Genomic DNA, 20584 nt, shown 5'->3' with positions numbered 1-20584 from the left:
CTATGGCCCGCATCGTGTCCGGCAATGCCCGAGGACGCACCCTCAAAGTGCCACCGGAGGGGACCCGGCCAACCTCTGACCGGGCTAAGGAAGGCCTCTTTTCCTCCCTGCAGGTCCGCTTCGGTTTCAATGGCCGTACCGTCGCTGATCTCTTCGCCGGTTCCGGGGCGTTGGGGCTGGAAGCCCTGTCCCGGGGCGCCGATTCGGTGGTGCTCGTGGAAAACCACAAGCCAGCGGTCAAAATTATCGAACACAACATTGCCAAAGTGAATATGCCCGGCGCCCGCGTCGATGAGATGAAAGTCTCCACGTGGGTGAAATCCGCCCCCCGCGAGCACTTCGACATGATCCTCGCTGACCCACCCTATGACCTCCCAGATGAGGACGTCACTGAGATGGTAAACGCGCTGCGCCCATTGCTTATCGACGGCGCCGTGGTCGTCGTCGAACGCCACCGCGAATCCCCCGAGACCGCTTGGCCCGCCGACTTCCACCCAACCACCCAAAAGCTGAAGAAGCGCACCTACGGCATTGCCCGCATGGACATGGCCGTGTACGAGAAAGCCGAATAATTATGCGTAAGGCCGTAGTCCCCGGGTCCTTCGACCCAATCACGTTCGGGCACCTGGACATCGTGGAGCGCGCGAGCCGACAGTTCGACGAACTCATTGTGCTCGTGACCGCAAACCCCAACAAAGCCTCCGGTCTGTTTACAGTGGAAGAACGAATGGGCCTAATCCGCGAGGCCACGCGCCATATCCCGAATGTGACGGTGGACACCTGGGGAGGCCTTCTCGTTGATTACACCACGGAGCACGGAGTCGGAGCACTAGTCAAGGGATTGCGATCCTCCTTGGACTACGACTACGAAGTCCCCATGGCGCAGATGAACCGTCGCCTATCCGGGGTAGACACCTTCTTCCTGATGACTGACGAAAAGTACGGGTACGTGTCCTCCTCGCTGTGCAAAGAGGTAGCCAAGTATGGCGGAAGTATCGAAGGCCTGGTTCCCGATAACGTAGTCGCTGCCGTGAATTCGAAATACCACGAGTAACCCGCCATGGTTGCGTTGTTCGTCGTTTTCCTGACCGTATTCGTCGGATCGTGCATGCAACGCGTCTCCGGCATGGGGTTGGGGCTCATCGGCGGCCCGGTGCTGGCACTCTTGTTGGGGCCGGTTGAAGGCATCCTTGTTGTGAATGTGCTCGCGTGCGTGAATGCTGCGTTGATCAGCGTGAACGTGCGGAAGAACATCGACTGGAAAATTCTGAAATTCCTAGCGCCAGCTCTTGTGTTAGGTGCGATTCCAGGGGCACTCGTGGTGCGCGAAGCGCCCGCGGATGTTCTCCAGATTGCGGTGGGTGGGCTGTTGTTGGTCGCGCTCGCGATAGTCACCTGGTTTAAGTCCGCCTTCCCGCCAGCGCACGGCGGAGGCCCCGCCGTTGGCGCGGGAATAGCAGCTGGATTCATGAACGCGTTAGCCGGAATCGCCGGGCCGGCACTGACTGTATACGCCCAGGCGTCGAGATGGGAACAGCGCAAATACGCAGCAACCCTGCAACCGTGTTTCTTCGTTTCTGGGTTATTTTCTTTCGTACTCAAAGTAGGGCTCGGCGCGGCATCGCTGGAGCACACCAACCCGTGGATTTGGGTTGCCGGCGGTCTTGCGATGTGTGCCGGTATTGCCACAGGCATCCAGATTTCCAAGCACGTGGAACGCGGTAAAGCCTACAAGCTAGCGCTTGGGTTAGCTGCGACAGGTGGCATCGTCACAATGACGCGCGGCGTGATTTCTGTAGTGGGGGAGTAAGCCCGCTTTCCGGGGCCGAATACACGTCAACCCTCGACCAGTTCCCTGACAGAAACCAGGCCGAGAGTTGAATCCCGCAGCTTACTTGTTAAACGAATGTAAGAAGCTCTGCGTGCGCTCGTGCTGTGGGTTATCTAGAACCTGTTCAGGCGTGCCGGATTCTACGACTACGCCACCGTCCATAAACACGATTTGGTCGGCAACCTCGTGCGCAAAACCCATCTCGTGGGTAACAACCAGCATGGTCATTCCCTGGTTCGCCAGTTCCTTCATCACCCGGAGGACTTCTCCCACAAGCTCGGGGTCGAGGGCGGACGTGGGTTCATCGAAAAGCATGAGCTTCGGCTCCATCGCGACCGCACGTGCGATTGCGACGCGCTGCTGTTGTCCACCGGAAAGCTGGGCAGGGTAGGCGTCAGCCTTGTGCGCTAATCCCACCATGTCCAACAGTTCCAGGGCCTTAGTGCGGGCTTGATCGGCAGGCACATTCTTCACGTGGACCGGCGCTTCCATGATGTTCTCTACCGCAGTGCGGTGTGGGAACAGGTTGAACTGTTGGAAGACCATGCCGATTCCGGCGCGTTGGTTGGCAGCTTCCTTCTCCGAGATTTCGTAGAGGGTGCCATCCTTTTCCTTGTAGCCAATCAGCTGGCCATCCACGTAGAGGCGGCCCGCGGTGACCTTCTCCAAGTGGTTCACGCAGCGCAGCAGAGTGGACTTACCGGAACCGGACGGCCCGATAAGACAGGTGACAGTACCTTTCGGCACTACCAGATCGATGCCCTTGAGCACTTCAAGTTGGCCGAAGGATTTGCAGACCTGCTTCATTTCAATCATCGGCGTGCTCATTAACGGGACCTCTTTTCAGGCTCAGGGATGACGGTGACGTTGCCGGGGAGGGCTCCTTCGGCGTCGGCAAGCGCTGCCAACTGGCGGGCGGTGAGTTCGCGGGTGGCACCACGCTCGTAGTACTTTTCCAGGTAATGCTGGCCGACCATGAGCAACGACGTAATGGCAAGGTACCAGGTCGCGGCGACCAAAAGCATCGGTACTGGGTCGAAGAGAGCGTTCGCGATATCCATCGAGCGGCCGTACAGCTCATGGGTGTACGGAATAGCAACGACCAGGGAAGTGGTCTTGAGCAGCGAGATGAATTCGTTACCGGTCGGCGGGATGATGATGCGCATCGCCTGCGGCAGGACAGTACGGCGCATGGTCAGGCCCCAGCTCATGCCGAGCGCCTTGGACGCTTCCAACTGGCCCTCAGGAACTGCTTGGATGCCAGACCGGACAATCTCAGCCATGTACGCGCCCTCGTTCAGGCCAAGCCCCAACACTGCGAGAACGAACATATTAGAAAGCACGCCCTCCAAACTGATGGAGAAAGAGCCGATCGTAATCGCTTGGTACAGCGAACCAAGTAGACCCCAGAACACCAGCTGCACGTAGATTGGTGTGCCCCGGAAAATCCAGAGGAAGACCCAGCTCACGCCACGGAATACAGGGTTGGGGCTCATGCGCATGACTGCTGCAAGAACGCCCAGGATGACACCCAAGATCATGGCTAGCACCGTAATCGTGATGGTGTGTACAGCTGCCTTCGCAATCCGGGTATCAAAGAGGTACTGCCGGTACGTGTCCCAGCCGTAGGCCTCGTTGCCTAGCGCGTCGATAACGAACCAGACGGCAATAGCTAGCACGATAATTGCCGCGACCCAGCGGCCCGGATGCTTCAGCGGAACAGCCTTAATAGGCTTCGGCCCTGCTGGCCGGGTTCCGTCGTTGACATAGTGGCCGTGTGCGCTGCTGCTGTGCGACGTCACCTGCGCCCCCTTTTCCTTCTCTGACGAGTTATCCATCTTTTACCTTCTTCCGGCCAAAAATTCTTTATAGGGGACTTCGTTAATCAACGATTCTTCAACGAGCCCGCTCTGAATATTCCACTGATCCATAATCCGCTGATAATCGCCGGAATCAATCAGCTTCTGGAACGCTGCAGCCAGTGCTTCGGTCAGCTGCGAACCTTTTGGCGAGGCGTAGCCATACGGCGCGGCATCGTACATGTCGCCGGTGTTCTTGAGCTGGCCGTCGGCACGCTCGATCGTCCACGCGGTGACGGGGGAGTCGGCAACGAAGGCATCCGCCCGCCCCACGACCAGAGCGGTGGCTGCCTGGTCAGCGGTTTCGTAGGAGAGGATTTCGATTTCGTCCTTGCCCTCTTCGATGCACTTTTCGTTCTTCGGACGAAGGTCATCGGTCTCGGGGACAGTGTTGCGCTGTACCGCAACAGTCAAGCCACAGGCGTTGTCAGGATCGACGGTGGGCTCGTCGACGCGCTGCGCCCACTGAATGCCCGCGAAGAACGTGTCGATGAAGTCGTAGCGTTCGCGACGTTCTTCAGTATCAGTGAAACCGGAGGCGCCAAAGTCCAGGGTTCCCGCGTCCACAGCCGGGAGAATCATGGCAAATTCTTGCTGCACAATCTCCAAGTCCAGCCCCATGATGGAGGCAGTCGCTGCGGCGAGGTCCATCTCCACGCCGATGATGTTGCCGGCGGAGTCTTTAAACTGGAACGGCGCAAACGGAGGGTTCGTGCCAATAGAGATGGTGCCGCGAGCAGCAATATCCTCAGGAACCAAAGCCATCACATCGGCATCGGCCTCCGGAAGTATAGGCTCCCAGCCTTCGGGAGTCCCGGTTTCAGAGTTGGTGACGCAACCAGATAGCAGTGCAACGCTTGCCAGCACGGCTGGCACCGTCATCAACGGTGTGCGTTTTTTCATTGTGGATCGCTCTCTTCCTTTACCTCCGAGTGGCCAGGCGTAGATCCAGAGCGGCCCTGGCGGTAGTCGTAGAACAACAGACCGGCCACGGCAAGAGCGCCAACCGCAACGGCAAACCAGACGGGAAGTTGGTTACCATACGGTGCCAACAAGTCGGCGTGGTCAGTCTGCCATGGCCACAGGGCACGCAAAGAACCGAGCATGAGGCCGGCCATGAAGATCAGTGTGACGGTCCGGTGCGTGCTTAGCAGCCAGTCCAGGAACTTAACAAAGCAGGTCACGCCCACAACTGCACCGAGAACGAAAACGAGGATGACATCCCATTCGCGATTGCTCAACGATTCCATAACCGGGCTGTACAAGCCCATTGCCAGCAAGAGGAATGAACCGGAAAGTCCGGGGAGGATCAGGGCACACACGGCAACCATCGCCGCGAAGAAAATCATGATCAGCGAGGGATTTTCGTGGGGAGTGGAAGTAAAACCGGTGCCGAAGAACGCAGCCAGTGCGCCAAGAGCGAAGAGTATGACCAGTTTGAGCCGCTTTGCTTTAGCTTCGCGGGGGTCAACCATGCCAAGTGGCACGAGAATCGACACCGCGACCATTCCAAGGAAAAGGCCCTTGGATATTTCGGGGTAATTCTCCACGAAGCTGTGCATGACGGTGGACATCCCGAAGACGGCTCCCACCATGCCGAGTGCGATAGCGATAAGGAAAGGCCAGTCGACCTCTTTGAATTTTTGAGCTGAGCGGTCCTTGACGGCGTCGATAAGGAGATTGCCGTTGTGGAGCGCGCGCTCGTAAATGCCCACAATCAGGGCGACGGTGCCACCTGAGATTCCGGGCACGAGCTCGGCCATGCCGATGAGTGCACCCTTAACCAGGTTTCCGACCGCAGTGAGCGGACTGGTAGAAGACATATACACCTACAGTAGTAATTGGGTAAATACCCATTACACACTAGTAGGTATAGGTTCCATCACTGAAACGAACTCACCCTTTTTCCGGAAAATTATGCAGTCGGGTGCATATCCTTGCGCTTTAGGCCTGACGCGCACCAACTTACGAAGCGTGCCACGCACAAGCACCAGTGGAAAAGCAGCAAAACTGGGACGATGTAAGAAATCACTTCCAGCCATGACTGGCCCGACGCCATCGACAGGTGGTAGCTCCCCAGGCTGATCGTTCCGGTGGGGAATGTCGATGCCCACCATGCGGGCGCATAGTCGACCCACCGCAGTACCGCGCTGTAAAAACGGCTCATGGCAAAGAGTGCCAGCGGCACGCCGATGCTGAGCATGATGGAACCGTAGACAACTTCCACGGCGTCTGGCAGCAAGACATTTACCGCAGAGGTTGACTGGCCCACCACCCCCAGAGGAATCCAAGTTGTCGCTGCAAGTGGCCCACTGATATCCACTTTGCCGCGCCACAGGGACACGTAGACGTAGGTAAAGACGGGGATCGCAGTGACAAAAGACATGAGAAAAAGCACGCGCCCGAACAGCTGGTACACCTCGCCGTAGAACGGCACCAAGTTGCCTGCGGTCGTAGCTGCAATCATGGGGCCGACAAGGGGCAACCCCCACGTAAACGCCGGATTCCCGGTGAAACTACCGAGCTGAATCACATACACGATGATGCACAGGGGAGTACCTATCCAAAATCCGAGGAAACTCCACTCTGGATTCTCAGTAATCGTGGTCCACGCGGAACCGAGCGCGATGATCCCGATAAAGAACATTGCCCACGATGGCATTTCGGCGCGCAGCAGTTGTGGCCGGTGATACACCAGGCCAGCGCAAATAACACCGAGGATGCCCGTGGCGAGAACCGCGAAGAACACCGCAGCTTGTGGGAAACCGTCGTGGTGGACAAGTGTGGCCACGATCGAGGTGCCCATGAGGCTGCCACCCCACGCAGGACCCGCGGGTGGGAGGGAATGCTTCGACTTGGGTGACTTGCTTGTCGACGCCCTCTCGGCGGGTTTCGGGTGTGGGGAATTATGCTGCGCAGTTGTCACATGCATAGTCTAAGCCGGGTCAATGTCCGATACCACATTAGGACAACCAATCAGATGTGGTTCCGTGTGGGAATTAACGTCAATTCACATATGTGGCGTGGGTCGCGGAGGTTAGTCCAGATTCAATTGGTCCAAGCGCTTTAGGCGTTCTTGCTTTGCCCGCCACCACGCACGTACGGCGGTCTGTGCCACGCCGTCAACCACCGCCGGTGGAAGCCCGGTTGGATTTTGCCCGCAAGAATTGCCTGGGCAATAGGTGCTAGTGCCGGGTCTGTGTTCTCGGATGCCCACGTGTGCGCGTGGCGCATGATCGCTTTTTCGTCCACGAAGGCCGTAGTTCCTTCATAGGGGCCTTCTAGCGCTTCAATGCTTGCGCTGGTTGCTTCATGCACCTTACGGGTGGGGTATCCGACTTTTGCCCACCACGATGTGGGCAGCGGCATTTTACGGATGATTTCGAGTCCTGTGCTGTGTTCCATGGGAACCTCCTTGGTTAGTGATGTAGTTCCGTACGTTAAACCGAGGGGCAGACATCTCAGCTGAGGTTGTTCGAACACTTGAATTCTAGGGGTCGTTGCAACAACGACGATTAATCCCGTCTAATGCTACCGGTTTGTGCCAGAGCCTCTGCCATAACTTCCGCCGGAGTCTTCCATTGCAATGCTTTACGTGGTGTGTGGTTGTGGATATTGGCAATCATTTCAAGATCATGTGCGCTGTAGACTGACAAATCACTACTTTTCGGAAGATTCCGCCGGAGTCGCCCGTTAGTATTCTCGTTACTTCCACGTTCCCATGGTGAACCAGGATGACAGAAATAAATGGGTATATCTGTAGCCATCGTAAAAGCCTTATGACCAGCCATCTCGCTTCCCTGATCCCAGGTAATCGATGACCACATCGCTTCGTCGATCGTGCCAACTGTTTTCTTTAACGCTGCAAGTACCTCATCACTGCTATGGCGCCCAGGCAGGTGACCTAACACGACGAACCTGCTGACACGTTCCACCAAAGTGATCACTGCTGATTTGTTATTTTGCCTAAAATGAGGTCCCCTTCCCAGTGTCCAGGCAAAATACGCTCAGCGACTTCTTCAGGTCGTTCATCGATCATGATCATGTCATCAACGAATCGTTGCTGAGTAGGAGTGTCAACCCGGGGGAGTCGTTTCTTGCGTTTCTTCCTACCCCGAGGCAGTGTCAAACCTAGCTCACTGAGCTTACCTTTCGACTGCAGGTAGAAAGCATCGTAGATAGTTTCGTGGCTAATACGCATGTCCTTGTCATCGGGAAAATCAACAGGGAGTCGATGAGCAATCTGTTCAGGCGACCATTGTGCCCGCAACCCATTACACACGTACTCCCATAATCGTTTATCTGCTAATAACTTGGGTAGTTTAGGACGCAGCCGACGTGCGCACGCTTTCAACTGAGCAGTTTCTGCACGATACGGGCCTTCCGCACTGCGATTGCGTCTAATTTCTCGAGCAATTGATGAAGCACTTCGCCCAAGTCGGCGACTGATTTCACGAACCGAGGTATGCTCACGCAGCAAATCAGCAATAAGTACTCGTTCTTCGAAGCAGATATAGCGAGCGCTAATAGGTTTGTATGGATCAACCCCATGTGGCAATGCCGGTGGACGCAATCGTCCAGAGTCAACGAGATCATGGCGTTGGCGCAGCGTGATCATAAGTCTTTTATACGTGATGGCATCGATACCAACACCGACGAACTCTTTGCGTGAGCCGTTTGTTTTAAACAGACCGCGTTCGAAATCTTGCCTCATCGATCTCTCAATACCGAGTGCACGCCCAGCATCACCAGAAGGCACACTTGCTAAACGTAGCCGGAGGTATTCCACACGAAGTTGAGTCTGCCGAACCCTGCGCTGGTACCTGCTTAAGCGGATATGACAGCCGGCATCCATTGCAATCGCATACGCAGCAGTGTCATTGATTCCGCATTGAACTGCCGCGGCGTGGACTGATTGTCCATGTCGAACACGTGTCAGGAACTCTTTGATAACCGGGGTGTTGTGATTAAGTGGTCGTTGTCTCTTGCGTGGTTCGATGAGTTTGTGGGCGTGGCAAAAATTTAACGCATGTCCGTAGTTACAGCCGATTTCATAGGCGGAGGAACGCACGCTGCGACCGCGTGTCACTAACGCGATTAGTCGTACACGATCAGACTCGGATAACGAATGATAAGGCCCATAACTGGTAGTCATTGCCACACTCCTTAGGGAAAGTGTTGCAACGACCCTCTGAACTTAAGCTGCGCATGTAAACAAATAATCCGTCCCCCGCACGTGTGGGGGACGGATTACGTTGAACTAATCAGAGATTAGTTACCAGCGAGCTTCTCGCGCAGTGCTGCCAGCTGCTCGTCGGAAGCCAGGGAGCCACCGGTGGTCTCCTCAGCCTGAGGTGCCGGAGCTGCATCCTCGGACTTGGAAGAGTAGTTGGTTGCTTCCTGCTGCTCTGCCTCAGCGGCAGCCGCGCGGTTCTTTTCAACCTGAGCGGTGTGAGCCTGGAAACGACGCTCGGACTCTGCGTAGCGTGCTTCCCAAGCCTGGCGCTGCTCGTCGAAGCCTTCCATCCATTCGTTGGTCTCTGGATCGAAGCCCTCTGGGAAGATGTAGTTGCCCTGCTCATCGTAGGAGTCAGCCATACCGTACTTGGATGGGTCGAACTCTTCGCTGTAGTCCTCGTCAGCCTGCTTCAGAGACAGGGAGATGCGACGACGATCGAGGTCGATGTCGATGACCTTGACCATGATTTCCTCGCCAACGGAGACAACCTGGTCTGGGACCTCGACGTGGCGCTGTGCCAGCTCGGAGATGTGAACAAGACCCTCGATGCCCTCTTCGACACGTACGAACGCACCGAATGGGACAAGCTTGGTGACCTTGCCAGGAACGATCTGGCCGACAGCATGGGTGCGTGCGAAGACGCGCCATGGGTCTTCCTGGGTTGCCTTCAGGGACAGGGAGACGCGCTCGCGGTCCAGGTCAACGTCGAGAACCTCAACGGTAACTTCGTCGCCAACGGAGACAACCTCGGATGGGTGGTCGATGTGCTTCCAGGACAGTTCGGAAACGTGAACCAGTCCGTCTACGCCGCCAAGATCGACGAATGCACCGAAGTTGACGATGGAGGAAACAACGCCCTTGCGGACCTGACCCTTCTGCAGCTGGTGCAGGAACTCGGAGCGGACCTCAGACTGGGTCTGCTCGAGGTAAGCACGACGGGACAGCACGACGTTGTTGCGGTGCTTATCCAGCTCGATGATCTTAGCTTCGAGCTCCTGGCCAATGTATGGCTCCAGGTCACGAACGCGACGCATCTCAACGAGGGATGCTGGCAGGAAGCCACGCAGTCCGATGTCGAGGATGAGACCACCCTTGACGACCTCGATGACGGTACCGGTAACTGGCTCGTCGTTTTCCTTGAGCTGCTCGATGGTGCCCCAAGCGCGCTCGTACTGTGCACGCTTCTTGGACAGGATCAGGCGGCCTTCCTTGTCTTCCTTGGTGAGGACAAGTGCGTCAATCTGATCGCCGATCTCTACGACCTCATCTGGGTCGATGTCGTGCTTGATGGACAGCTCGCGGGTCGGAATGACACCTTCGGTCTTGTATCCGATGTCGAGCAGGACCTCATCGTGGTCAACCTTGACCACGGTGCCCTCGACGATGTCACCATCGTTGAAGTACTTGATGGTGGCGTCGACTGCTGCGAGGAAATCCTCAGCGGAGCCGATATCGTTGATGGCTACCTGAGGTACGTTGTTGTTGGGCATATTTTATTGCTCCGAAATTGAGATAGGAACTAGAAAACGGACAGTTACACATCGTCTCACCAGCCAGATACGGCTTGAGCGATCCCGCTTCCTTAGGCGTAATGGACTCCTATCAGGACCACCACTCCCCGAAAGCCTAGATGTGCTCGCCTCATCTTATACCCTGACCTGTAATGATGCAAGTATATCCACTGAACAAAAGGGGCTTCCTACCAATGATGTAACCGGTGTTACTGAAGTGACTTACGATGAATTCATGTCAAAGTCACCTGCAGAAATCCAGCGCACATTTTGGAACAGTGACGCGAGCCGCTACCACGAAGCACATCCGGAATACTTGTCTTCTTTTTATTGGTGCCCGGAAATGCTCCACGAAAAGGATGCCCAGCTGTTGGGCGATCTCACTGGGATGAACGTCCTTGAGATGGGCTGCGGCAGTGCCCCGTGCAGCCGCTGGGTGGCTGATCACGCAGAACTTGCGGTAGGTTTCGACGTTTCCGATGCCATGCTGCGCGCGCACCCGGATAATAGGAAGCTCCCGCTGGTGCAAGCGGACGCGCTCCGATTTCCCTTCCGCGACGCATCCTTCGACGTCATTTTCTCCGCCTTTGGAGCAATCCCTTTCATCAAGGACATTCCCGCGGTGTTTAGGGAGGTCCGCCGGGTCCTCCGTGGCGATAAGTTTGTCTTCTCCGTCGCGCATCCGATGCGATGGATTTTCCAGGATGATCCCTCGTCTTTCGAGGTAGCGCACAGTTATTTTGAGGACGGCTACGAAGAATTCGACGACGCCGGCGAAATAACCTACGCCGAATACCACCATTCATTGTCTGATTATGTGAACGCCCTGACGCAGGCCGGTTTCGCGGTTAACCGCCTCATCGAGCCCGAGTGGCCGCGCGGCCTGACCACGACGTGGGGCCAATGGTCACCGGCGCGTGGCCACTACTTCCCGGGTTCTCTTATCGTGAGTGCACGTCCCCGATAGGAAGTTAGTGCGCGGCCTCGTCCCAGTTCTGACCCACACCGACAGACACTTCAAGCGGCACGGACAAGGTGATTGCCTCGTCCATCTGCTTTTCGACGATCCCACGCACCTGCTCCAATTCGCCCGGTGCAATCTCCACGACGAGTTCGTCATGCACCTGGAGCAAGACTCGGGACTTCACTCCCGCGTCACGCAGCGCGTGGTCAACCTTGACCATCGCGATCTTAATAATGTCCGCCGCAGTACCCTGAATAGGCGCGTTGAGTGCCGCACGTTCAGCATTCTCGCGGGCCAAGCGGTTGGTAGACGCTAATTCTGGCAGGTAGCGGCGACGCCCGAAGAGCGTTTCCGTGTACCCGTCCTGCCGAGCTTTTTCCACCACGGTATCCAGGTAGCGCTTCACCCCACCAAAGCGATCGAAGTACGCCTCCATGATGGACTTAGCCTCACCAGGAGAGATGCCTAGCTGTTGGCTCAAACCGAACGCCGACAGCCCGTAGACCAGACCATAGGACATCGCTTTGACCCGGCGGCGTAATTCGGGGGTCACGCCGTCGATAGGCACATCAAAGACCTTGGAGCCCACGTAGTTGTGCAGGTCCTCCCCTTCCTTGTATGCCTCTATCAGGCCCGGATCCTCGGAGAGGTGCGCCATGACGCGCATCTCAATCTGCGAATAATCGGCGGTCAGGAGGGTTTCGTAGCCGTCACCGACGGTGAAGGCGGAGCGAATCTTCCGTCCTGCACCGGTGCGGACCGGGATATTCTGCAGGTTCGGGTCCGAAGAAGAGAGGCGACCGGTAGAAGTAACTGTTTGATGGAAGGTCGTGTGGATGCGACCATCGGGCTGGATCGTTTTGATCAAGCCCTCAAGCGTGGACTTCAGTTTCTGGTACTCGCGGTGGGCCAGCAAATGGTCCAGGAAAGGGTGCGGATGCTTGACTGCGAGCCCCTCGATTTCCTTCGCGGCCGTCGAATAGCCGGTCTTCGTCTTCTTGGTCTTTGGCATGCCGAAGGTCTCGAACAGCACCACCTGGAGCTGCTTCGGGCTCGACAGATTCAATTCCGGATCACCAGCAAGTTCGCGCGCGGCTTCCTCTTCTTCCTCTACTTGCTGAGTGAACTGCTCGAGCTGGTCTTCAAGTACTTGCTTATCGACGGCAATACCGACCCCTTCCATCTCCGCCAAGATGGTCACTAGCGGAAGCTCAAGATCGCGGTAAAGTTCGTAAGACTGAATATCTTGAAGGTCACGAGTCAACTGCTGCGCCAACTCGAGGACTGCCGCCGTCTTCTCGATGACAGTGTCCCCCAGTGTTCGCTGCAGATGACGCTGGTACACGTCATCCAAGTCATACGTACGCTGACCCGGCCTCAGGAGATAGGCAGCAACAACTGTGTCGTGTTCTAAACCTGCGACGGTATAGCCACGGTCACGCATCGCGTGAATGAACTGCTTTCCGCCGTGGACATATTTCTTCGACTCTGTGGCAGCCAACCATCCTGCAAACGTTGCGTCCTCGTCCGCGGGCAGTTCGGCCAGGTTGATCAGCGCACCGACGCGATCTTCATTGACCGCACCAAAAGTGTCCTCGCCGTCATAGAAGACCGCCACCTGCTGCTGATCGGCCAGCCATTGCACCCCGTGGTCGTCGTCAAGCTGTACTGCAGGGAGTTGTTCCTCTTCGGGGGCCTCCCCTTCGGTTGGAACGACGGCCAGCACACGCTCGCGCAAGTTCACGCCGAATTCAAGCTCATCGAACTCCTTGGCCACCTCTGCCACATCCGCGGTTCGGAAATCGAGTTGATCAACCGAGACCGGCAGCGGCAGATCCGTGACCATTTGTGTGAGCTTGCGGTTCATCCGGACCTGATCGAGCCGTTCGCGCAGACTATTACCAACCTTGCCCTTGATCTCATCGGCGTGTTCGAGGAGATTATTCAAGTCTCCATACTGGACAATCCACTTTGTAGCGGTCTTTTCACCGACTCCCGGAATGTTCGGGAGGTTATCTGAAGGGTCACCACGAAGCGCAGCGAAATCCGGGTACTGCTGGGGAGTCATCCCGTACTTTTCTTCTACAGCTTCAGGGGTGAAACGATGCAGATTGGAAACGCCCTTCATGGGATAAAGCACCGTGGTGTGTTCGTTGACCAGCTGAAGGTAATCACGGTCGCCCGTGACAATGAGCGTATGAATGTCCTGAGGCGCGGCCGTCGCCAAGGTCGCAATAATATCGTCAGCCTCATAATTATCCACGGTCAACGTGGTAATCCCCAGGGTCTCCAGCATATTCTGAAGGATGCTCACCTGGCCTTTAAAAGGCTCCGGAGTGGCGTCACGTTGCGCCTTATACTCAGGAAACATTTCGGTGCGGAAGGTTTTGCGGCCGACGTCGAAAGCCACGGCAATCTTGTCCGGCTGCTCGTCACGCAAGAGGCCCGAAAGCATAGAAAGGAAGCCATAAATAGCATTCGTATGCTGGCCTCCGGAGGTAGAAAACTTCTCTACGGGAAGGGCATAAAAAGCCCGAAAGGCCATGGAGTGGCCGTCAATTAGCAGGAGTTTTTCTGGGCTGTTCGAATTATTCTGGTCGCTCACGCTGTCCCAGTGTAGACACCGGTTTGCACTATTGGGGGTTGGGTGGGCTAATATAACTCTCCAGTGCGCCCCTGTAGCCCAATTGGCAGAGGCAACGGATTCAAAACCCGTCCAGTGTGAGTTCGAGTCTCACCAGGGGCACCAATACACCGGCTCAAAGGTTATTTCTTTGGGCCGGTTTTCTGATTTCACCCCGTGTCTTAAGTTCAGAGGGTCGTTGCAACACTTTCCCTAAGGAGTGTGGCAATGACTACCAGTTATGGGCCTTATCATTCGTTATCCGAGTCTGATCGTGTACGACTAATCGCGTTAGTGACACGCGGTCGCAGCGTGCGTTCCTCCGCCTATGAAATCGGCTGTAACTACGGACATGCGTTAAATTTTTGCCACGCCCACAAACTCATCGAACCACGCAAGAGACAACGACCACTTAATCACAACACCCCGGTTATCAAAGAGTTCCTGACACGTGTTCGACATGGACAATCAGTCCACGCCGCGGCAGTTCAATGCGGAATCAATGACACTGCTGCGTATGCGATTGCAATGGATGCCGGCTGTCATATCCGCTTAAGCAGGTACCAGCGCAGGGTTCGGCAGACTCAACTTCGTGTGGAATACCTCCGGCTACGTTTAGCAAGTGTGCCTTCTGGTGATGCTGGGCGTGCACTCGGTATTGAGAGATCGATGAGGCAAGATTTCGAACGCGGTCTGTTTAAAACAAACGGCTCACGCAAAGAGTTCGTCGGTGTTGGTATCGATGCCATCACGTATAAAAGACTTATGATCACGCTGCGCCAACGCCATGATCTCGTTGACTCTGGACGATTGCGTCCACCGGCATTGCCACATGGGGTTGATCCATACAAACCTATTAGCGCTCGCTATATCTGCTTCGAAGAACGAGTACTTATTGCTGATTTGCTGCGTGAGCATACCTCGGTTCGTGAAATCAGTCGCCGACTTGGGCGAAGTGCTTCATCAATTGCTCGAGAAATTAGACGCAATCGCAGTGCGGAAGGCCCGTATCGTGCAGAAACTGCTCAGTTGAAAGCGTGCGCACGTCGGCTGCGTCCTAAACTACCCAAGTTATTAGCAGATAAACGATTATGGGAGTACGTGTGTAATGGGTTGCGGGCACAATGGTCGCCTGAACAGATTGCTCATCGACTCCCTGTTGATTTTCCCGATGACAAGGACATGCGTATTAGCCACGAAACTATCTACGATGCTTTCTACCTGCAGTCGAAAGGTAAGCTCAGTGAGCTAGGTTTGACACTGCCTCGGGGTAGGAAGAAACGCAAGAAACGACTCCCCCGGGTTGACACTCCTACTCAGCAACGATTCGTTGATGACATGATCATGATCGATGAACGACCTGAAGAAGTCGCTGAGCGTATTTTGCCTGGACACTGGGAAGGGGACCTCATTTTAGGCAAAAATAACAAATCAGCAGTGATCACTTTGGTGGAACGTGTCAGCAGGTTCGTCGTGTTAGGTCACCTGCCTGGGCGCCATAGCAGTGATGAGGTACTTGCAGCGTTAAAGAAAACAGTTGGCACGATCGACGAAGCGATGTGGTCATCGATTACCTGGGATCAGGGAAGCGAGATGGCTGGTCATAAGGCTTTTACGATGGCTACAGATATACCCATTTATTTCTGTCATCCTGGTTCACCATGGGAACGTGGAAGTAACGAGAATACTAACGGGCGACTCCGGCGGAATCTTCCGAAAAGTAGTGATTTGTCAGTCTACAGCGCACATGATCTTGAAATGATTGCCAATATCCACAACCACACACCACGTAAAGCATTGCAATGGAAGACTCCGGCGGAAGTTATGGCAGAGGCTCTGGCACAAACCGGTAGCATTAGACGGGATTAATCGTCGTTGTTGCAACGACCCCTAGAATTCAAGCAGTGCGCCTTGCATCGCACTTGGTTGCTACGCTAAAACCCATGAAAATACTAGGGCTTACAGGGGGCATCGGCTCCGGGAAATCTACCGTATCCCGAATGCTGGCCGAGGCCGGATTCACCATAGTAGATGCAGATAAAATCGCACGGCTCGTAGTAGAATTCGGCCAGCCTGCCTTAACTGAATTGGCGGAAGCCTTCGGGCCAGACATCCTCTCCGATGATGGCACACTCAATCGTGGATTACTTGCCCGTCGAGCTTTTGCGAGCCCAGAAGCAACAGCACAGCTTAATTCGATTACTCACCCAAGAATCGAGCAGGAACGCCGCCGGCAATTCGCACAGGCTGAGAAAGCTGGCGCCAATTGGGTCGTGTACGATATGCCCCTTTTGATAGAACAGGGAGCGCACAAGGATGTTGACTACGTCGTGGTTGTAGATGTCCCCGTAGACATTCGGGTTGAACGCCTCATCCGGAGCCGCGGGATGGACGAAAGCGATGCGCGTAAGCGCATAGCCGCGCAAGTTGGCGACGATGAACGTCGCAAAGTGGCAGACACTATCCTGGACAATTCTGGAAGCCTTGAAGAGCTAGAGGCCCAAGTGACGCAACTTATTGCAACGTTGCGGGGGTAGACCAGTATCATCGTGGCATGGCGACATGGAATACTGGCCCTTTCGATAACGATGAGGCACAGGAACTGCTTGAAGACCTAAGAAGCGGCTTGCTCGATCCTGTAGAACTCATCCCCAATACTGGCTACCGACGCATCGACGCCGACGAAGGGCAGATCGTTGTCGCTCTAGCAGCATTAGCCACCAGTGAAGAAGACGACCTGCCTGACGGTATCAGCCCCGATATTGTGGCTCCGCTGCGTGAGCCCACGGTCAAAGAACGCCTACGTCAAAACCTTGAAGCAATCGTGGCGGATGCACAAGTCTCTGATCTGTTCGCGTGGTGGCAGACCCATCATCCAGACAAGGTTCTGGAATGGAAGGCTGCTTCCTGGGTATCGCTGGGCTAAGCAGATTCATCCTCATCCCAGTCCCACCATGGCTCTTGCCACGGTAGTTTGAGCTCTTCGTCGAAGAGTATGGAGTCGACACCGTGCTCTGGGGTCCACTCGAAAGCATCCTGGATGCCGGTGATACCGGGGTAGTCGTCGAAATCGTTGATCAAGTCGGCAAGGTCAGCGTAATCCGAGCCATCGTCTGGTACCCAAATCATCAGGTTGTGTTCGTTGATGAAGAAGGCGTAGAGGCGGTCAAAATCCGCACCGATGCCAGCCTTATAGGAAACAAGCTCCTTAAGATAGGGAAGTAGGGCCTCCGTAGCCCCGTAGGGTGCACGCACGTGCAGGAGTGCGCTCATCTTCCCGTTTATAATCTGGGAATCCGCGGAGATGGCAATTTCTTGGGCCAAGTCATTATCCCTGGCAATGTCCCACAACTCGTCCCGGAATTTTTGTCCCTTGGGAAGAGCAGCGTCGGGCAAAATCACTTGGTAGGTGTCTGCCTGCAAAGCCAAATACCGGCCATAGGCGCCCACGTGCCGGGCGTAGGTGTATGTGGCGCCCGAAGCCTGGGGCCTGCCCTCTTTGACTACCGTGCGCAGTTGATTGCGCAGAAGTGGATCATTGAAGTTGATGCGTTTCGTCGTTTCTGCGATGGACAGCATATCTTTTACTGCGTGTTCGCACGCAGCCTTTTGGTGTGTTCCACAGAGTTTTGGGGATTCGGTCATGAGATCTCCCAACCATAGGTGTCCTACGGATGTCGAAACGAACACACAGCCACATGGTATGGCTTCGACATAACTGCTTTGCCCATGGTTTTTGAAAATGCGCTGTACTCGAGTGACAACGCTGCGAGCAGAGGGGTCTATACGGTTCAGGTCAAGCATGCGATACTCCTGTGAGGTCGAAGGTTGAAGTATTGGACTTAAGAGTTTGACGGTGCGCATCCCCGGATTGGTTCCCACCTCGATAGCGTGTAAAAAACGGCTACAGTGGACCCCATGGCTTTTGCTGCTGAACATCCCGTATTGTCACATTCTGAGTTCCGTCCCGTCGGTGAGGTGGAGCGTACTGACGCCCAATTTGAAGTCATCTCTGAATACCAACCTGCCGGTGACCAGCCGCAGGCTATTAAAGAATTAGACGAGCGCTTGAATCGGGGTGAATCAGACGTAGTTCTGCTCGGTGCCACCGGTACAGGTAAGTCGGCGACCGCCGCATGGTTGATTGAAAAACAGCAGCGACCGACCTTAGTCATGGCGCCGAATAAGACGTTGGCTGCACAGTTGGCAAACGAGCTCAAGCAGCTTCTGCCGAATAACGCAGTGGAATACTTCGTCAGCTATTACGACTACTACCAGCCCGAAGCGTACATCGCGCAGACGGATACTTACATTGAAAAGGATTCTTCAATCAACGAGGACGTGGAGCGTTTGCGGCACGCTGCGACCTCGGCGTTGCTCTCGCGTCGCGACGTCGTCGTCGTAAGCTCTGTCTCCTGCATCTATGGCTTGGGTACGCCGCAGTCTTACCTGGACCGTTCTATCGTGTTGCGCGTCGGTGAGGAAGTGGAGCGGGACCGTTTCCTTCGCCTGCTTGTCGACGTCCAGTACGACCGCAACGACTACTCGCTAGAACGCGGGGCCTTCCGCGTTAAGGGCGACGTTGTAGACATCATCCCCGCCTATGAAGAAGTTGCCGTGCGTGTAGAGTTCTTCGGCGACGAGATTGACTCGCTCTACTACATACACCCGCTGACAGGCGACGTAATCCGACAAGTTGATGAAATCCGTATCTTCCCTGCCACGCACTACGTCGCAGGGCCAGAGCGCATGGAAAAGGCGATCGCGGATATCAAGGCTGAGCTTGAAGACCGGTTGGCAGACTTGGAGAACCGCGGCAAGCTCCTCGAAGCGCAGCGTTTGCGCATGCGCACTGAATACGACCTGGAGATGATCCAGCAGGTCGGTTTCTGCTCCGGGATTGAGAACTACTCACGCCACATCGATGGTCGTGAAGCGGGAAGTGCTCCAGCCTGCTTAATCGATTATTTTCCGGAAGACTTTCTGACCATCATTGACGAGTCCCACGTGACCGTCCCACAGATTGGTGGCATGTACGAAGGCGACATGTCGCGCAAGCGCAACTTGGTGGAATTCGGCTTCCGTTTGCCATCGGCACTGGACAACCGGCCACTAACCTTCGATGAATTCGAAGATCGGGTAGGCCAGACCGTATATCTTTCGGCAACGCCGGGCGACTATGAGATGGCTGCAGCTGGTGGAGAGTTCGTAGAGCAGGTAATCCGCCCAACCGGCCTAGTTGATCCGAAAATTACCGTCAAACCTACTAAGGGTCAGATTGACGACCTCATCGGCGAGATCCGCGAGCGCACCGAAAAGAACGAGCGTGTTCTCGTCACCACCTTGACCAAGAAAATGGCAGAGGATCTCACTGACTACCTGCTAGAACACGGGGTGAAAGTCAGGTACCTGCACTCGGACATCGACACTTTGCAGCGTGTTGAGTTGCTCCGGCAACTGCGCCTCGGTGAATACGACGTCCTTGTGGGCATCAACCTCCTGCGCGAGGGCTTAGACCTTCCGGAGGTCTCCCTAGTCGCAATTCTGGATGCGGACAAAGAGGGCTTCCTGCGTTCCGAGCGTTCCCTCATCCAGACGATTGGTCGCGCCGCACGTAACGTCTCTGGCGAGGTCATCATGTATGCCGACAAGATTACGGATTCCATGCAATACGCAATAGACGAGACGGAACGACGCCGCGAAAAACAGATTGCGTACAACGAAGAACACGGCATCGATCCGCAGCCTTTGCGCAAGAAAATCGCGGACATCTTGGATGAAGTATACGAGCGTGACGATACTGCTACTACGGCAGCAGCTGATGCGGCGCTCGTCGATAAGCCTGATACCGCTTCTATGAACCAGGATGAAGTCCAAAAACTCATCGACGACATGACCGCCCAGATGGTCGCTGCAGCAAAGGACCTCAAGTTCGAGCTTGCTGGACGTCTCCGCGATGAGATATCCGACCTGAAAAAGGAACTCCGTGGTATGAAAGAAGCAGGCATTTAAGCAACAAGGAGAAAAACGTGAAGTACACATCCATCGCCGTAGGCGCTGACGGGTCCGAGACCGCCCTTTACGCCGTGCGACGCGCTGCAAGTTTGGCTGCTGCATACGAGGCAAAACTGGTCATTATTTGCGCTTATAACCGCAACAGTCATTCCGTCTTGTCGAGTCCTACAATCGAAGGCACGTCGGCTCCGGTCGTCGGCGACCAGACGGCTGACGAATACTTGAAGGAAGCCGAAGCAGTAGCCCTCGACGAAGGCGCAAAGAACGTGGTCCTGCGCAAGGTTGCGGGTTCACCAGTCAACGTACTGACCGAGACGTGCTTGGAAGAAGGCGCAGAAGTTCTTGTCCTAGGTAACCAAGGCATCCGCAGTTTTTCGGGCCGAATTTTCGGAAACATCCCTACCGGTGTCGCGCGCCGGTCGCCAGTTGACGTGATGATTGTCAACACGCAGAGCGCTGTAAGCTAAATCTCGTTTTCCGCTGTACGTATCTTCGCTACCTCGAGGTAGTGCTTGGTATGATGAGCACTGATTCGAATCGTC

18 protein-coding genes, 1 tRNA gene and 1 pseudogene are annotated in these 20584 nt (G+C 55.4%); 10 read left to right on the top strand and 10 right to left on the bottom strand.

Annotation, left to right across the window (positions count from 1 at the left end):
* Positions 1–2 precede the first annotated feature (2 nt).
* Genes rsmD through ATK06_RS09520 form a run of 3 tightly spaced genes read left to right on the top strand, consistent with a single transcriptional unit; the run spans position 3 to position 1810 of the window.
* Positions 3–572, top strand: a complete 570-nt coding sequence (gene rsmD, locus ATK06_RS09530) for a 16S rRNA (guanine(966)-N(2))-methyltransferase RsmD (RefSeq protein ID WP_048379111.1) — start codon at positions 3–5, stop codon at positions 570–572.
* A 2-nt stretch (positions 573–574) separates the two neighbouring features.
* Positions 575–1054: a pantetheine-phosphate adenylyltransferase gene (gene coaD, locus ATK06_RS09525; protein ID WP_048379113.1), complete on the top strand. Its 480-nt coding sequence runs from the start codon at positions 575–577 to the stop codon at positions 1052–1054.
* A 6-nt stretch (positions 1055–1060) separates the two neighbouring features.
* Entirely contained in the window at positions 1061–1810 is a 750-nt protein-coding gene (locus ATK06_RS09520; RefSeq protein WP_048379115.1) for a sulfite exporter TauE/SafE family protein, read from the top strand.
* 81 nt (positions 1811–1891) lie between these two features.
* On the opposite strand, the gene ATK06_RS09515 is transcribed toward ATK06_RS09520, so the two are convergent.
* From ATK06_RS09515 to rpsA, 8 genes and pseudogenes are all read right to left on the bottom strand, one after another.
* Positions 1892–2659: an amino acid ABC transporter ATP-binding protein gene (locus tag ATK06_RS09515; RefSeq protein ID WP_098389246.1), complete on the bottom strand. Its 768-nt coding sequence runs from the start codon at positions 2657–2659 to the stop codon at positions 1892–1894.
* Positions 2659–3669, bottom strand: coding sequence for an amino acid ABC transporter permease (locus ATK06_RS09510; protein ID WP_083985885.1), 1011 nt, complete (start codon positions 3667–3669; stop codon positions 2659–2661). Before ATK06_RS09510 ends, ATK06_RS09515 begins: the two co-directional genes overlap by 1 nt.
* A 3-nt stretch (positions 3670–3672) precedes the next feature.
* Complete coding sequence (locus ATK06_RS09505; protein ID WP_098389245.1) at positions 3673–4593, bottom strand: ABC transporter substrate-binding protein; 921 nt, start codon at positions 4591–4593, stop codon at positions 3673–3675.
* Complete coding sequence (locus tag ATK06_RS09500) at positions 4590–5513, bottom strand: DUF368 domain-containing protein (protein ID WP_098389244.1); 924 nt, start codon at positions 5511–5513, stop codon at positions 4590–4592. Before ATK06_RS09500 ends, ATK06_RS09505 begins: the two co-directional genes overlap by 4 nt.
* 92 nt (positions 5514–5605) lie before the next feature.
* On the bottom strand, positions 5606–6616 hold the full coding sequence (locus ATK06_RS09495; protein ID WP_053072681.1) for an SLAC1 family transporter: 1011 nt from the start codon (positions 6614–6616) through the stop codon (positions 5606–5608).
* Between the two features lie 140 nt (positions 6617–6756).
* Positions 6757–7095 carry a hypothetical protein gene (locus ATK06_RS09490; RefSeq protein ID WP_048379120.1) on the bottom strand — a complete coding sequence of 113 codons (339 nt, stop codon included), beginning with the start codon at positions 7093–7095 and terminating at the stop codon, positions 6757–6759.
* Positions 7096–7205: 110 nt separating this feature from the next.
* Positions 7206–8845 (bottom strand): annotated as a pseudogene (locus tag ATK06_RS09485) (IS30 family transposase).
* 116 nt (positions 8846–8961) lie between these two features.
* Positions 8962–10419, bottom strand: a complete 1458-nt coding sequence (gene rpsA, locus ATK06_RS09480; RefSeq protein WP_098389243.1) for a 30S ribosomal protein S1 — start codon at positions 10417–10419, stop codon at positions 8962–8964.
* Between the two features lie 256 nt (positions 10420–10675).
* Here rpsA and ATK06_RS09475 point away from each other — a divergent pair, with 256 nt between their 5' ends.
* Positions 10676–11407, top strand: coding sequence for a class I SAM-dependent methyltransferase (locus ATK06_RS09475; protein WP_048379844.1), 732 nt, complete (start codon positions 10676–10678; stop codon positions 11405–11407).
* A gap of 4 nt (positions 11408–11411) precedes the next feature.
* Here the strand turns inward: ATK06_RS09475 and polA are convergent, their stop codons facing one another.
* A complete protein-coding gene (gene polA / locus ATK06_RS09470; RefSeq protein ID WP_098389438.1) occupies positions 11412–13949 on the bottom strand; it encodes a DNA polymerase I in 2538 nt (845 codons plus the stop codon).
* 127 nt (positions 13950–14076) lie between these two features.
* Between polA and ATK06_RS09465 the strand changes: the two genes are divergently transcribed.
* The 4 genes from ATK06_RS09465 to ATK06_RS09450 all read left to right on the top strand — a co-directional run bounded on the left by ATK06_RS09465 (position 14077) and on the right by ATK06_RS09450 (position 16953).
* Positions 14077–14153: transfer RNA gene (locus ATK06_RS09465), tRNA-Leu, on the top strand.
* A gap of 102 nt (positions 14154–14255) precedes the next feature.
* Complete coding sequence (locus ATK06_RS09460; RefSeq protein ID WP_048379854.1) at positions 14256–15896, top strand: IS30 family transposase; 1641 nt, start codon at positions 14256–14258, stop codon at positions 15894–15896.
* Positions 15897–15970: 74 nt separating this feature from the next.
* Positions 15971–16564 (top strand): dephospho-CoA kinase, encoded by a 594-nt coding sequence (coaE, locus tag ATK06_RS09455; RefSeq protein WP_048381325.1) that lies wholly within the window; start codon positions 15971–15973, stop codon positions 16562–16564.
* A gap of 17 nt (positions 16565–16581) precedes the next feature.
* A complete protein-coding gene (locus tag ATK06_RS09450) occupies positions 16582–16953 on the top strand; it encodes a DUF4259 domain-containing protein (RefSeq protein ID WP_098389242.1) in 372 nt (123 codons plus the stop codon).
* On the opposite strand, the gene ATK06_RS09445 is transcribed toward ATK06_RS09450, so the two are convergent.
* Positions 16950–17672 carry a hypothetical protein gene (locus ATK06_RS09445; RefSeq protein WP_098389241.1) on the bottom strand — a complete coding sequence of 241 codons (723 nt, stop codon included), beginning with the start codon at positions 17670–17672 and terminating at the stop codon, positions 16950–16952. The two genes, ATK06_RS09450 and ATK06_RS09445, sit on opposite strands and share 4 nt — an antisense overlap.
* A gap of 273 nt (positions 17673–17945) precedes the next feature.
* On the opposite strand from ATK06_RS09445, the gene uvrB reads away from it, so the two are divergent.
* Together uvrB and ATK06_RS09435 are read left to right on the top strand one after the other, a co-directional pair.
* Complete coding sequence (uvrB, locus tag ATK06_RS09440) at positions 17946–20039, top strand: excinuclease ABC subunit UvrB (protein ID WP_048381327.1); 2094 nt, start codon at positions 17946–17948, stop codon at positions 20037–20039.
* Between the two features lie 17 nt (positions 20040–20056).
* Positions 20057–20509 carry a universal stress protein gene (locus ATK06_RS09435; protein ID WP_048381293.1) on the top strand — a complete coding sequence of 151 codons (453 nt, stop codon included), beginning with the start codon at positions 20057–20059 and terminating at the stop codon, positions 20507–20509.
* The last annotated feature ends 75 nt before the right edge of the window (positions 20510–20584 follow it).

Origin of the sequence: Corynebacterium renale (assembly GCF_002563965.1) — a bacterium.
GTDB lineage: Bacteria > Actinomycetota > Actinomycetes > Mycobacteriales > Mycobacteriaceae > Corynebacterium > Corynebacterium renale.
The sequence above is the reverse complement of the archived record's forward strand: the minus strand, read 5'-3'. Positions and strand labels throughout refer to the sequence as shown.